We start from the raw sequence: 14,646 nt of genomic DNA, 5'->3' as shown, positions 1-14,646 counted from the left end.
GCTATATATTAATTTTTACTTAGCTGTGCCAAAAACTTCATTTGCTATTTCTACCACATAAGCCAATTTTTGCCATTGTTCATCTTCAGTGAGTTTATTTCCTTCTTCAGTAGAGGCAAAACCACATTGCGGACTTAAACAAATTTGGTTTAAATCGATATAGTTTTGTGCTTCTTGAATACGTTTTAAAATACTTGATTTGTCTTCCAAGTCACCTGTTTTTGAAGTGAATAGACCTAATACTGCTGCTGACTTATTTTTTGGGAAAAAGCGTAAGGGCTCGAAATCACCAGAGCGTTCATCATCGTATTCTAAGAAAAAGCCGCCCAAGTTTTCTTTGAATAAATATGGCGCTACTGGTTCATAACCACCTGAGATAGCCCATGTAGATTTATAATTACCGCGACAAATATGAGTTGTAATCAGTAAGTCTTCAGGTAAGTCTTGTACTGCGTCATTGATTACGCGATAAGCAAGTTGACGAGCAACTTCTTTTTCTTCTTCAGAGCGATCACGGCCACGTGTCTTTTGAGAACCAGAAGTTAAATTCGCCCAATATACATCATCGAGTTGAATATAGCGTGCACCTAATTCATAAAATTTAAGTAAACTTTCTCTATAAGCTTGAGAAACATCTGTAGCAAAATCTTCTATGTCAGGATAGATAGTTTCATTTAATATATCAGGGTGGAAAAGTTGGTTAGGACTTGGAATTGAAACTTTTGCTGTTGCACGTCCATCAACTTTGTTATGTAAAAATGAAAAGTGATTAAAATGAGGGTGGTTTGGATTAAAAGTAACTTTATCTATAACTTTAACATTGTAACTTCTAGTTTCAACACCTGCGAATGATAAACCATGTTCAGGTTGATAACCTTCAACACCATCTAAATGCTCTAAAAAGTCAAAGTGCCACCAGCTTCTACGAAATTCACCATCGGTAATGCTATGTAATCCTATTTCTAATTGTTTTTCTATGATACGTTCAATTTCTTCATCCTCGATTTTACTTAATGTCTCTTGAGTAATGACATTATTTTGATAATCTGTACGTGCATCTTTTAAGCGTTGTGGTCGTAATAAACTACCGACATGATCTGCTCTGAAAGGCCTCTGAATAACTGACATGTTTAAATCTCCTTTAATTATAGAATTTTCTGAAAAATATATGTAAAATTTAACAGAATTCACTATGATTGTCAATTTCGCTTTTACACTATGAAATATAGTACAATAACAATAAATAAATTTCGCGGCACAAAATTATGAGTTGGTTAATATTAAGTATGGGATGACATGCAGAAATCAGTTTTATATAATAATGATAAGGAGTTGGTGGCAGTGAAAGTAAAATATATCGATAAGCGTCACTGGCGTCGCATCATTGATAGAGAGTATATAGAAGTAAAAGTGAATAATAACAAGTACAAGGGTATCATTGGATTAGTTACAATGAAAAAAGTACGCGAACCATTAGAAGTAAATGTTGTAGGTCAGAATATTATCGTTGCAGATGACAATTATCAGTGGTTACAAATCTTACCTGAGAAGAAACGTTATAGTATCACAGTGATGCTAGATGATAAAGGGAATCCATTAGAGTACTACTTTGACATAAATATTAAGAATGTTACGCAAAAAGGGCATGCGCGAACAATAGATTTATGTTTAGATGTGCTTGTCTTACCTAATGGAGAATATGAGCTTGTGGATGAAGACGATTTACAACGTGCATTAGATCAAGGACAAATTACGAAAAAACAATATCATGAGGCGTATGTCATCGCACATCAATTAATGATTAAGATCGATACGGATTTTCCGACAATGCAAGAAAAAATTATGTATTGTTATTATAAAATCAAACAAAAAGCTAAATCTCAAAAACAAAATAAAGCGCAAAAGCATAAACACAAAGAACATAAACACAAAGAACATAGACCTAAAATGCATAGACCTAAAGAACCTAAGTCCACTGAAAACAAACACCAACAACCAAATAAGCATGTACAATCTGAGAATTACCATAAATCGCAAGATGGTAGTCATAAACCAATAGAACCATCACAGAATGAATCACAAAAACATCAATAACTGAAACATTTGTTGAAGATGATATAGTGTCATGTTATCACATGAAAACTCGGTATATGTGTGGGCTTAATCGTGTTATAGTGAACATTATAATTGAATTTAAATATATCGATTCATTTGTGTGAAATAAGTCAAGTCTTTAAGAAAAATATAAATCAATATGTGAATCAAAGAATGGTGCTTTTAAATATAGGGGGATAATATGAAGATTGATGATTATCGCTTGTTAACTACTTTAGATGAAACGAAAACATTAAGAAAAGCAGCAGAAATATTATATATTTCTCAACCTGCAGTCACTCAACGTTTAAAAGCTATAGAGAATGCTTTTGGGGTAGATGTTTTTATACGTACTAAGAAACAATTGATTACAACTACAGAAGGTACTATGATTATTGAACATGCAAGAGATATGTTAAATAGAGAGCGTTTATTTTTAGATAAAATGCAGGCGCACATTGGTGAAGTGAATGGTACTATTTCTATAGGTTGCTCTTCATTGATTGGACAGACATTGTTACCTGAAGTTTTAAATTTATATACGCGACAATTTCCTAATGTAGAAATTCAAGTCCAAGTAGGTTCAAGTGAACAAATTAAAGCAAATCACAGAGATTATCATGTCATTATTATACGTGGTAATAAAATTATGAATTTAAGTAACACACATTTATTTAACGATGAACATTATTTCATTCATCCTAAAGATCGTAATGACGAGGTAGACAAAATGCCTTTTATTGAATTTCAAGCAGATCCCATCTATATCAATCAAATTAAAGAATGGTATGGTAGCCAAATAGGGCAAGACTATAGAGCAATGATTACAGTTGACCAAGTAGCGACATGTAAAGAGATGCTGTTAAATGGTGTAGGTGTTACGATATTGCCTGAAATTATGATGAAGCGAATTAATCGCGAACAATTTGAGTTCAAACGTGTGAATATAGATGAAAAACCGCTCATTCGTTCGACCTTTTTAAGTTATGATTCGAGCATGTTGCAGTTACCTCAAGTGGATTCATTTATAAATTTAATGATGGAATATGTCGCAAAAGAGTAACAACAATATAATTTTTGAAATACTGTGATTTAAAGATGAATGATAAGTAATACATAATTTATAAGAATAGAGGTCGACTCAATGTTTGGAGCGTTATTACATATTAAAAATTATAAATTATTTGTTGTAAATATGATGCTTTTAGGAATGGGGATTGCAATAACAGTGCCTTTCCTTATCTTATTTGCTACAAATGAATTAGGCATGACATCTTCGCAATATGGTTTACTCCTCGGATTAGCGGCTATTACACAATTTATTATGAACACTATTGTTGCACGGTTTTCCGATACACATAATATTAATAGGAAAATTATTATTATTGCAGCATTGTTTATGGGAGCACTAAGTTTTTCTATATATTTTTATATTCATGAAATTTGGATATTTATAGCTTTATATGCTATTTTCCAAGGGTGTTTTGCACCAGCAATGCCTCAAATGTATGCATCAGCGAGAGAGTCAATTAATGCTTCGGCTTCTAAAGACAAAGCGAAATTTGCCAATGCAGTACTACGTTCAATGTTTTCTTTTGGATTCTTATTTGGTCCGTTAATCGGTACACTATTACTTAGTTTGAATGGATATTCAGGTTTGTTTGGTGGTACAATTACAATCATCTTATTCACCTTGTTATTACAGGTGTTCTTCTTTAAAGATATAAAGACGAATAAAAAGAATGTCACTGACATTACTCATATTGAAAAGGCAGCGCCTAATATGTTGCGAGATAAAAAGTTATTCGTACCATTTTTAGCATTTATTTTATTACACATAGGGCAATGGATGTACACCTTAAATATGCCGTTATATGTTACGAAATATTTGAAAGAACCAGAAGGTTTTGTAGGTGGTCTTGCGAGTCTTTGTGCTGGACTTGAAGTACCATTTATGGTGTTGCTAGGTGTATTATCTGCGAAACTTACAACTAGAACTTTGTTAATATTAGGTGGACTTTTTGGTGGGTTGTTTTATTTTAGTATAGGTGTTTTTGATAGTCTAATTATGATGTTTGTAGGGCAAGTCTTTTTAGCTATATTTTTAGCTATATTACTTGGTTTAGGCATCAGCTATTTTCAAGATATTCTTCCCGACTTCCCAGGCTACGCATCTACGCTATTTGCTAATGCAATGGTAATTGGTCAATTTTGTGGTAACTTGCTCGGTGGTTTTATGGGGCAATGGGTTGGTTTAGGTAATGTATTCTTTGTATCTTCAGCTGCTATTTTTATAGGAATGATATTAATATATTTCACAAAAGATCAAAAATTTACTGAAGAAAGTATGGTGTAGTCCAAATGACAGCTATATTATGGTTATTAATTATAGTAGCTTTTATTTTAGCCTTTGTAGGTTTAATTAAACCTATTATTCCATCTGTACTCGTATTATGGATTGGTTTTCTAATTTATCAATTCGGTTTTCATAATGGTCATTTATCATGGGTTTTCTATGTTTCTATGATTTTGTTTACAGTATTTATTTTAGTAGCAGATTTCTTAATGAATAAATACTTCGTGAATAAATTTGGTGGTTCTAAAATGAGTGAATATGCCGCACTAGTTGGTGTGATCATCGGTTGTTTTGTTTTCCCACCATTTGGGATTATTATTATTCCTTTTGTAGCAGTACTAATTGTAGAAATGATTCAAGAGCCAAATTTGGCAAAAGCATTGAAAGCAAGTTTTGGATCGGTTGTCGCTTTCTTAGCGAGTTCTGCTGCACAAGCATTTATCATGTTTATTATGGTTGTTTGGTTCTTCATAGATGCGTTATTGATCAATTAAAATTCAATTTATAGAGTTAGTTATAATCTTTCGAAATATAGGTGTTAGGAGACGTGACACTTATTCATTCCATTAGATGATAACTAACTCTTTTTTTCTTACAAAATGTATTTCAATGTGTAAATAGATAGCAAATAATTTAAAAAATGACAAATTGATGAATGTCAAATGAAATGTAAGCGTATTTATGATGTAAATTGAGCAACACCCTTGTTTTCACTTACTTAATTTTAGTATAATCACAACCATGTTTGAAAAAAATGGAAATTGGAGGGAGCCAAAATGAAATATCCAGTTGCTATATGGATGCTTGCTATTGGAGCGTTTGCGATAGGGATGTCGGAATTTGTTATTATGGGACTATTACCGAACATTGCGCGAGATTTTGACGTTTCAGTAAGCCAAGCGGGACAACTTATTACTGGCTATGCATTGGGTGTAGCTATTGGTGGTCCAATTTTAGTTATGTTAACAATCAAATGGAATCGTAAATATTTGTTACTTGCATTGATGGGGATTTTTATACTAGGAAACTTAGCAGTTTCATTTAGTCCCAGTTACGGATTAATGATGACAAGTCGTATTGTTACTTCATTAGCGCATGGTTCATTCTTTGGTATTGGTTCAATTTTGGCAGCTAGTATGGTCAGACCTGAAAAACGTGCGAGCGCTATGGCTTTAATGTTTATGGGACTAAGCTTAAGTAATATTCTTGGCGTACCATTTGGAACATTAGTTGGCCAAAATTTTGGATGGCCTATGACGTTTATAATTATCTCAATTATAGGTGCTTTAGCATTAATTGGTATCATAGTGTTTGTACCAATGCAACGTGACACTGTGAAGTCTTCAGTACTTAATGAATTGAAAATTTTAAAAGAAAAACGCTTGTGGTTGACTTTAGCAGTTACATTATTTGGGTTTAGCAGTGTGTTTGCATATTTCACATATATTTCTTCAGTATTGACTGAAGTGTCACATGTGCAAGAACATTTAATTTCTTTCCTATTAATTATTTTTGGAGTCGGTGTGACTTTAGGGAATATTGTTGGAGGTAAACTTGCAGACAAAAATATAAATAAAGCATTACAAGTTATATTTGTAGTCTTTATTCTTTATTTCATCTTATTATACTTTATACAAATGAACGGTTTCCTAATGGTTGCGGGGATTTTCTTCTTTGGTTTAATAGGATTTAGTATGAGCCCTTCGTTACAATTTAAAAGTACGCTTATTTCAAAAGACGCGCCAACGCTTGCTAGTACACTGAATCAATCAGCCTTTAATTTAGGTAATGCTTTAGGTGCTTTTATAGGTGGCGTAGTTGTGACTAATTTACCTTTAGCATCATTAAGCCTTATTGCACCAATTTTGACAGTGATAGGTCTTGTATTTTTATCCATCAGTATTGTTGTAGAGAGAAAAGAAGGTATGGCACCATCATAGAGATGGTACCATTTGAATTTAATGATTGCTTTATCAGTCATTTGAGTAATCAATGCTAATATTTAAAATTAAAAGCACCCATCTATTTTTAGTAGATGGGTGCTTTTAAGCGTGTAAATTGAGATAAGTCTGTTTTATAAATGCTATGAACTGAAATATAACGCTTTACCTTTCTAATTATAGAGAAGTATTTGTGCTTTTATTTACATAGTGATGATCCACATATAGTGCTATAGGCAATATAATTAAAGAGAAAATTATAAAGGTCCAATTGCTAATCATAAAATAAGGTCCAAACGCTAAAATAGATTGTGGTATAAAAAACACGTAGAATATTGCAGATAAAAGCAACAATATGACGATATAGGTTAAAACCCAAGTCCAATGTGATTTAGTGAAGCATTGCATTTGAACTGTTCTAAACAACATCCATATAAATAAAAATATAATTCCAAATCCAACTACAATCATGATTGGAAATGTGTATAAATATAGGCGATTCGCACCAATAAAGAAGCCGATAAATCCTTTTAAAAAACAAAAAATACCTATAAATAATATAAAATGTTGCATAATATATTTGAAGATGTTTATTAATGTCTCATTTGGAAGCTTTTTTAATTCTGCCTTAGCATGTGCTTTAGGATTATGATTAAAGAAATCCATTGCAAGTTGACCTTCTTTTTCAGCTCTAAATAATTGATATAAGATGCGATTCAACATCTTTTCTGAATCATGCGGGTTCACGCTTAAATCTGCACGAACGAAAGTCATATATTTTTCAAAAATAGCTCTATCGGTGTTATTCAATCGCAAAGATTTTACATTGTTTTCACGCGTTAATCTTTCAGTAGATTTCATTTGAATTTTGCAGTCCTTTTTATAAAATATAATAATAAGGACAATTATGACGAATATAACAATATAAATCAACATTACTTTTCAAAGGAGTAAATATGAAGAAAGTTTCTTATCAACAGAAAGACTATATATATGAAATAGCTAAAATACATGAACGTGAACTTGAACGTCAATATGAAAATTATCATATGTCTTCAATATCTATTGCGCTACGTGAAGAAATGATTGAACGTGGTTTATACTATAAGCGTGATATCATATTAGCTGATTTCGAAAAGAATCAATTAAAAGGATTTATTTGGGCGCGATATGAAAAAAATCTTGATAAAGTCGTTATTGAAATGCTTTATGTAGATGAACAATATCGTCAACAAGGACTTGCTTCACGATTTAAAGATGCAATAGAAGACTGGGCAATTTTATTAGGTGTACAACAAATTGAAAGTACTGTTGCTTATGACAATATACAGATGAAAAATATAAATCTTCAACGTGATTATCATATTAGTAAGGTAATTATGACAAAAAACTTAAAGACTATTAATGAAGATAACAAAAAATAATGATAAAATTAATATATTATAATGAAATATGAAGGAGTTCCTACATGAAAAAATGTTTAACACTCATATTGGCAGCAACGATTACATTGTCTGCATGTGGTAAAAGTGATGAAAAAGCTGCATTGGAAAAAGACGTAGATAAATTAGAAAAACAAAATAAAGATTTGAAGAAACAACAAGAAAAATTGAAAAAAGAACATGATAAATTAAAAGAAAAGTCAAAAAGTCTAGAAAAAGATATTAGTGCGGATACATAATGTAATAATGCACGTGTTATAACATTACATTTGAAATTAATGAACGGTGATTATATTACTCTATATGTATAATATAACTCTATCGTGCTCTATGGTATTATCAAATTGTAGTACAGTATTTCCTCGGAAATTATTGTATTATGGTTTTAGTAATTGCTATAATGGGTATCATTAATCATAATGTAGTTTAGTGTAAAATATATAAGAGTAAAAATATAAAAAATAATAATCGTATAAAGGTTAATTACTATTCAAAAATATTACTTCATAGGGTTGGTTGTTTTATAGGATGAAGTAAATAATTATGCTACATAGGGAGAGAGGTAATCATTATGCATGAAAAAGATTTTAACTTATTAGAAGGTCGTACGATCACTTTGCCAGAATTAGGTAGAGAAATTGAAAATATCACAGGTAGACAAATTAAAGATTCAACAGGTGAAATTAAACGTGTGATTGCACATTTACCAAATTTTGAGTCGGATACAGACACATTTGTTGCTACCTATAGATTAAATCATAAAAATGATTTTATTGATGCAACATTCACTGCGCCGAAAAGTGAACGTAATCGTTTAAAAGAAGTAGCGGTAAATGTTGAATTAATTAGTTATATTTCAAAAGCATAATCACTTTTGAAAATTTAGAGGGTGGCGCGGTATGACAAGTTTCATAACGCGTTACTTTTCTATTGAAATTTATTTTACCAGTTTAGAGGTGTAACGCTATGACAGTTTATATTGAAACTGAACGTTTAAGGTTACGAGACTGGCAAGAGGAAGATTTACTATTATTCCAGCAAATGAATGCCAATCCACAAGTTAGAAGATACTTTCCAAGCTTATTAAGTTATCGACGTTCAGAACACGATATGAATAAAATGAATGAAAATATAAAGGCTCACGGTATTGGTTTGTTTGCTGTTGAATTGAAAGAAACCAATGGTTGGTTAGGGTTCATTGGTTTGAATTATGTGAGTAAAGAGAGTAAATATTCATTTGAAGAACTACCTTTTAATGAAATTGGCTGGCGTTTAATTCCTGAAGTTTGGGGCAATGGATTTGCTACAGAAGGTGCTGAAGCAGTCTTGAATTATGCTAGAGAAAAAGGTGTGAATGAAATATATGCCTTTACATCAGAAAACAATGAACCTTCACGTAAAGTCATGGAAAAGATTGGCATGACCGTTTACGATTATTTTGATTATCCTGACCTTAGTAAACAGCATTCCCTAAAAAAATGTGTAAGGTATTATAAAGATTTAACTAGATATGTAAAATAGCAAGACGCTGTAATAGGATACAAAAATCCATAAAGTCATGGATTTTTGTATCCTATTTTTTATTTCAGTAGCTAAGATTGTGATTTTATAAGTTTACTTAGTGTATATAAAGCATGATCTATGTCCTCTATATTAATGTAAGCATAGGAAAAACGGATATAGTTTGATGATTGTGTATCATATATCTCTCCGGGATTAATAAGTAGATTATGTTTTATTGCTTCATCAAATAACGATTTCATATCAATGGCAACGTTGAGTTTACACCAAATATAAAATGAACCTTGTGGTATTTGCCATGTGCCGATTTGATTAAAGTGAGTTGTGAGCGATGTCAAAAAAGCATCTCGCTTAGCTATTAGCGCTTGCTTTAAGGTCTGAATATGATGGTCGTGGTACTTTGGATTGTTTAGCCATTCAGTAGCAACGAATTGCGACAGAGAACTTGCACCATAGTCATTTTGCATTTTTAAATCGGCTAAATGGGAGACAACCGAAGCTTTACCAATAATCCAACCTATTCTTAAGCCAGGGCTTACGGTTTTGGAGAGGCTACTTAAATATAAAATATTATCGTTATCCTCTAAAGATTTTAATGGTATAGGGCGGGAATCTTCAAAATATAAATCACCATATACATCATCTTCTACAATTGGGATACCAGTTTGTTTACATTGAGCGATTAGCTTTTGCTTTTGCTCTAATGTGTATGAATGTTGAGTGGGGTTATGTAAATTAGGAATACAGTAAAAAATACTGTTGTGATATTCGGATTGCGCTTTAAATATATTGTTAATATTTTTCTTTATTTCAGTTATGGACAGGTATTTGATATCTGCTCTATTATTATGCCAAGTGTGTATAGAGTTAATATAAGATGGGGTTTCTACAATAATTTTAGATTGAGGAATCAATAACCCATCGGCAATTAATTTTAAACCTTGTAATGCACCAGAGGTAATACAAACGTTGTCTGTTGTGCATATGATACCAAGTTTCTTAACATGATTAATTATCGCTGTTCTAAGATTTAAATTTCCTAATGGAGGTTCATAATTAGTGTTGAGCAAATTGGTAGTTTGGTTGGAAGAGAGGATATCCTGGAATTTGTCATTGGGTATTAGATTTGGTGCTAACTCTCCGGTACCTAAGCGAATTATATTTGGCTTAAATTCTAATTCATTTATTTTTTTTATGAAATACTGATTATTTTTAGTGGTGCTACTACTAATATACTTATGCCAATTTATATTATTATTGATATATGTATTGAGTTTGTTGTCAGAAAGAAACAAACCGCTTCGTTCTTTGGCCTCTAAAACACCATAGCTTTGAAGAATATCTAATGCCTGTATAACAGTTGAACGGTTAACATTATAATGTTGTACCATTTGTCTTTGTGAAGGTAATTTCATGCCTGGTTCCAACGTTCCCTTATTTATTTGTGTCATGATATCATCGATAATTTGCTTGTATTTTGGTTTAAACATACATATTCTCCTATGCTATCTGATTGGTATTTTTATTATCTATTGGTTGGTCCATTTTCTGTGGATTTATTATAGCATAGTCGTTGCAGACAATGTATTAAGCAGAGTTTTTGAAGCATGACTATAAAATGAACTGGTACAGTTTTCTGTGGAATTTATTAGGAAGGGGGATAGGTATATGCTACAACCTTTAATTCATGGTTTCTTATTAGCATTGGGTTTAATATTACCTTTAGGAGCACAAAATGTTTTTGTATTTAATCAAGGTGCAAATTATAAAAGTATTTTCAAAGTATTACCTGTAATTATTACAGCAGGGGTATGTGATTCGTTATTAATTATATTAGCAGTCTTAGGAGTTTCAGTGATTTTATTGTCATTTCCTATACTACAAGTAACGATTTATTGTATTGGATTACTATTTTTATTATATATGGCATGGAGTATGTGGATGGCAAAGCCAGAAAGAGTAAACACTACGCGTCCCATGTCAACAAAGAAACAAATCACGTTTGCTCTGTCTGTTTCGTTACTCAACCCTCATGCAATTATGGATACAATCGGGGTAATAGGCACAAATGGTGCGATTTATGAAGGCGTATCTAAAGGAATATTTATGATAGCGACACTTAGTGTCTCATGGTTGTGGTTTTTCCTTTTAGCCATTTTAGGAAAAGCACTTGGCCATATGGATACATCGGGAAAATACATTATAATGATCAATAAAATATCTGTGGTTATTATTTTGGTGGTTTTCGGAATAATATTCAAACAATTAATGATGATTGTTTGTTAAAAGAAAAAGAAAGAGGTTGGACATGAGTAATATATGTGGAAAGCTAATCTATGGCATCCAAGATATATTAGTGTATCCGACCTCTTTTTAGTTTAAATGTTAATCATAAGTTCTTACGCCTAGTGGTTTGTAGTTATGAATCGTTTCGAAAAGTTGTTCTTTAGTATCGCATAAAGGTGCTAGGCGACTATACTTAGCGTCAATAAATCCTTCGCTAATCATATGGTTAAGTAATGTTTGCAAAGGCCCAAAGAAATTATTAATATTAAAAACAGCAATAGGTTTTTCATGAATTCCAATTTGAGCCCAACTATACATTTCAAAAAATTCTTCTAAAGAACCAGCACCGCCTGGAGCCATGACAAAGGCATCTGCAAGTTCGGCCATTTTGTTTTTTCGTTCATGCATAGAGTCCACAAGTATGAGTTCACTTAATTTTTCACTTGTGATTTCTCGTTCGTTTAGCATATTAGGCATAACGCCAATTGCTTGGCCCCCATGATCTAATACACCATCTTGAATTGCGCCCATAATTCCAACGGAGCCAGCACCAAATACTAATTCATATTCTTGTTGGGCCATGTATTTTCCTAATTGGTATGCTTCATTCATGTATGATTCATCTTTGCCTTTACTGGCACCACAATATATGGCAATTCTTTTCATAGTTATTCCTCCTTTTCAGATATTTGTTCCTTAATAATAGATGAAAATATAGACTCAAAAACTGAGACATCTTGTTCAGTAAATGCGGAAGGCCCTTTTGTGCGACCGCCACTTTTTCTAAATTGGGCACTTGCATGTCGCTGTTCAAGCAGTGTGTCAATATTTTGATGATTAAAAATGAATCCCTTATGGTGCATGACCATTTTTACTTTATTTAGAAGTAAGCTTGCTAGTCCATAGTCTTGAGTGATTACAATATCGCTGGTTTGTGCAAGCTTAACGATTCTGTAGTCTACAGCATCTGGGCCGTCATCTACATAAATGACTTTCACGTGGTTTGGTTGAACAACAGTGGAAAAATGGCTAAAGCTACGTACAATTGTAACAAAAATGCCTGTCCCTAAAGTCAATTCAATTACTGAATTGGTTACAGGACAAGCATCTCCATCTATAATGACTTGGGTCATAAGTTTATTTACCTTTGTCTTCGTTGTTTTGTTTTACAACACTCTTGGCCACGTAGTCTTTATATTTTTTGAACTCAGATAAGCGATTTTTTTTGTTTTTCTCTTGAGCTTTTTCTTCTTCTTTATGACGTTTGTCGATATTTTTTTGCAATAATTTATCTAACTTTTTAATGTCTTTACGATTTTCTTTTTCTAACTTTTCGCCTTTTTTCTCAGTTGAATCATCAAGTTTTCCTGGAGTTAAACCAACTTTTTCCATGTGCTTATTGGCTTTTTTCATATCTTTAATGCGTTGTTTTTTGTTGTCTTGACGAACTTTTTCTTCTTCCTTATGACGTTTGTCGATATTTTTTTGAAGAATCTTATCTAGTTTAGCTGCTTCTTTGCGATTTTCTTTTTCTAGCTTTTCGCCTTTTTTCTCAATATAAGCAGGATCGTATGCTTTAGCAATACGTTTAAGTTCGCGTTTTTGATCTACATTGTGTTTTTTATCTGCAACGTAGTCTTTTGCATGTGATGATTTTTCTACAACACTATCCTTGAATTGGACTGATTTATTCGCAACGGTTTTAGATGCACTAACTGTTGCATCAGTTGCTTTTTTCACGTCAGGATGATCTTTAATACGTTTGCGCTCAACGATGAGCGGTACTAAAAACACAGGTAATACTGTGATGATTGTTTTAATTAATTGCTTTTTGTCCATACTCGTTGCCTCCATTTAATTTATACTATCTACTTATTACCCTATGATACAGGAAAATAAACTGTAATTACAGCTTATTACAACGTATTTGCTAATAAAGAAAAATCTCTACTTTTAGTTGTTAACTAAGAAGTAGAGATGCATCGGTTTATTCTCCTGAAATACCTTGACCAATGCCAAAACCGAAATAGAGAATAGCTATGATGATGACTAATACAATTCTGTAAATTGCAAAAGGTATTAATTTAACTTTACTAATGAGGAAGAGGAAAGTTTTAATTGCAATTAAGCCTACAATAAATGCTGCTAAGAAACCTAAAATATAGAAACCAATATGATTTAAATGTATATACTCAAAGTTTTTAACTAATGATAGTGCACTTGCTGCTAACATTACAGGAACGGCCATGATAAAGGTGAAATCAGAAGCTGACTTATGATTCATCTTCATCAATACACCAGTAGATATTGTAGATCCTGATCTACTAAAACCTGGCCACATGGCTACAGCCTGAGACAACCCAATAATAAAAGCTTGTAAGTAATTGATTTGATCAACTGTTTTTGGATTTGTAACTTTTTTACTATAAATATCTGCAATAATCATATATATTGCGCCAATGAATAGTCCTATCATTACTGTTGGTACATTAAATAGGTATTTTTCAATGACATCATCAAATAATACACCCAGTATACCAGCTGGAATCATACCTACTAATATATGTAGTAGGTTTAAACGTTTTGGTTTTTGACCAATACCATCAATTGGTTCTGATCTATATTTACCAATATGTAACATTTCGAAATAGCGTTCACGGAATACCCAGGCACCAGCGAAAACAGAACCAAGTTGAATTACAATCTTAAAAGTAAAAGCGGATTGAGATCCTAAAAATTCACTTGATTTTAACCACATGTCATCGATAAGAATCATATGACCTGTAGAAGACACAGGTGCAAACTCTGTTAAACCTTCGACGATACCTAGAATGATACCTTTTATCAATTCAAGTATTAACATATTTTACCTACTTTCATATCACTTATTAAATTTTATACATTTTCATTTTATCATGATAGCATAATGAAAATGTAATTTACCACATATAACTGAGATTTCAGTCTCAAGTCTTAAAATAATTTTACAAAATAAATTCTTCTAATA

General features: G+C 32.0%; 17 protein-coding genes. 10 read left to right on the top strand and 7 right to left on the bottom strand.

Going from position 1 to position 14,646, the window contains the following annotated elements; all coding sequences use genetic code 11:
- Positions 1-15: 15 nt before the first annotated feature.
- Positions 16-1,128, bottom strand: a complete 1,113-nt coding sequence (locus PYW31_RS10625; protein ID WP_046837123.1) for a 5-methyltetrahydropteroyltriglutamate--homocysteine S-methyltransferase — start codon at positions 1,126-1,128, stop codon at positions 16-18.
- Positions 1,129-1,341: 213 nt separating this feature from the next.
- Between PYW31_RS10625 and PYW31_RS10620 the strand changes: the two genes are divergently transcribed.
- From PYW31_RS10620 to PYW31_RS10600, 5 genes are all read left to right on the top strand, one after another.
- On the top strand, positions 1,342-2,094 hold the full coding sequence (locus PYW31_RS10620) for a ribonuclease FAU-1 family protein (RefSeq protein ID WP_046837124.1): 753 nt from the start codon (positions 1,342-1,344) through the stop codon (positions 2,092-2,094).
- Positions 2,095-2,296: 202 nt separating this feature from the next.
- Positions 2,297-3,157 carry a LysR family transcriptional regulator gene (locus tag PYW31_RS10615; RefSeq protein ID WP_046837125.1) on the top strand — a complete coding sequence of 287 codons (861 nt, stop codon included), beginning with the start codon at positions 2,297-2,299 and terminating at the stop codon, positions 3,155-3,157.
- A gap of 81 nt (positions 3,158-3,238) precedes the next feature.
- The gene (locus tag PYW31_RS10610; RefSeq protein WP_046837126.1) at positions 3,239-4,450 is read left to right on the top strand and encodes a sugar efflux transporter; all 1,212 of its coding nucleotides are present in this window, start codon (positions 3,239-3,241) and stop codon (positions 4,448-4,450) included.
- A gap of 5 nt (positions 4,451-4,455) precedes the next feature.
- On the top strand, positions 4,456-4,944 hold the full coding sequence (locus tag PYW31_RS10605) for a DUF456 domain-containing protein (RefSeq protein ID WP_046837127.1): 489 nt from the start codon (positions 4,456-4,458) through the stop codon (positions 4,942-4,944).
- A 282-nt stretch (positions 4,945-5,226) separates the two neighbouring features.
- Entirely contained in the window at positions 5,227-6,390 is a 1,164-nt protein-coding gene (locus tag PYW31_RS10600) for an MFS transporter (protein ID WP_046837128.1), read from the top strand.
- 177 nt (positions 6,391-6,567) lie between these two features.
- Here PYW31_RS10600 and PYW31_RS10595 read toward each other — a convergent pair whose 3' ends face one another.
- Positions 6,568-7,251, bottom strand: coding sequence for a DUF1129 family protein (locus tag PYW31_RS10595; RefSeq protein WP_046837129.1), 684 nt, complete (start codon positions 7,249-7,251; stop codon positions 6,568-6,570).
- Between the two features lie 95 nt (positions 7,252-7,346).
- Here PYW31_RS10595 and PYW31_RS10590 point away from each other — a divergent pair, with 95 nt between their 5' ends.
- From PYW31_RS10590 to PYW31_RS10575, 4 genes are all read left to right on the top strand, one after another.
- Positions 7,347-7,814, top strand: a complete 468-nt coding sequence (locus PYW31_RS10590; RefSeq protein WP_046837130.1) for a GNAT family N-acetyltransferase — start codon at positions 7,347-7,349, stop codon at positions 7,812-7,814.
- Between the two features lie 44 nt (positions 7,815-7,858).
- Positions 7,859-8,071, top strand: coding sequence for an SA0632 family lipoprotein (locus tag PYW31_RS10585; protein WP_046837131.1), 213 nt, complete (start codon positions 7,859-7,861; stop codon positions 8,069-8,071).
- Positions 8,072-8,403: 332 nt separating this feature from the next.
- Positions 8,404-8,700, top strand: a complete 297-nt coding sequence (locus PYW31_RS10580) for a hypothetical protein (RefSeq protein WP_046837132.1) — start codon at positions 8,404-8,406, stop codon at positions 8,698-8,700.
- Between the two features lie 98 nt (positions 8,701-8,798).
- Positions 8,799-9,353: a GNAT family N-acetyltransferase gene (locus PYW31_RS10575; RefSeq protein WP_046837133.1), complete on the top strand. Its 555-nt coding sequence runs from the start codon at positions 8,799-8,801 to the stop codon at positions 9,351-9,353.
- Between the two features lie 71 nt (positions 9,354-9,424).
- On the opposite strand, the gene PYW31_RS10570 is transcribed toward PYW31_RS10575, so the two are convergent.
- Positions 9,425-10,843: an aminotransferase-like domain-containing protein gene (locus tag PYW31_RS10570; protein ID WP_046837134.1), complete on the bottom strand. Its 1,419-nt coding sequence runs from the start codon at positions 10,841-10,843 to the stop codon at positions 9,425-9,427.
- A gap of 178 nt (positions 10,844-11,021) precedes the next feature.
- Between PYW31_RS10570 and PYW31_RS10565 the strand changes: the two genes are divergently transcribed.
- A complete protein-coding gene (locus tag PYW31_RS10565) occupies positions 11,022-11,639 on the top strand; it encodes a LysE/ArgO family amino acid transporter (RefSeq protein ID WP_046837135.1) in 618 nt (205 codons plus the stop codon).
- Positions 11,640-11,738: 99 nt separating this feature from the next.
- Here PYW31_RS10565 and PYW31_RS10560 read toward each other — a convergent pair whose 3' ends face one another.
- The 4 genes from PYW31_RS10560 to PYW31_RS10545 all read right to left on the bottom strand — a co-directional run bounded on the left by PYW31_RS10560 (position 11,739) and on the right by PYW31_RS10545 (position 14,502).
- Positions 11,739-12,305, bottom strand: coding sequence for an LOG family protein (locus PYW31_RS10560; RefSeq protein WP_046837136.1), 567 nt, complete (start codon positions 12,303-12,305; stop codon positions 11,739-11,741).
- Between the two features lie 2 nt (positions 12,306-12,307).
- Entirely contained in the window at positions 12,308-12,772 is a 465-nt protein-coding gene (locus PYW31_RS10555; RefSeq protein WP_046837137.1) for a YaiI/YqxD family protein, read from the bottom strand.
- Positions 12,773-12,776: 4 nt separating this feature from the next.
- Positions 12,777-13,478: a hypothetical protein gene (locus PYW31_RS10550; protein WP_046837138.1), complete on the bottom strand. Its 702-nt coding sequence runs from the start codon at positions 13,476-13,478 to the stop codon at positions 12,777-12,779.
- Between the two features lie 148 nt (positions 13,479-13,626).
- Positions 13,627-14,502 (bottom strand): undecaprenyl-diphosphate phosphatase, encoded by an 876-nt coding sequence (locus PYW31_RS10545; protein ID WP_046837139.1) that lies wholly within the window; start codon positions 14,500-14,502, stop codon positions 13,627-13,629.
- Between the last annotated feature and the right edge of the window lie 144 nt (positions 14,503-14,646).

Source organism: Staphylococcus succinus (genome assembly GCF_029024945.1).
Taxonomy (GTDB): Bacteria; Bacillota; Bacilli; order Staphylococcales; family Staphylococcaceae; genus Staphylococcus; species Staphylococcus succinus.
The sequence above is the reverse complement of the archived record's forward strand: the minus strand, read 5'-3'. Positions and strand labels throughout refer to the sequence as shown.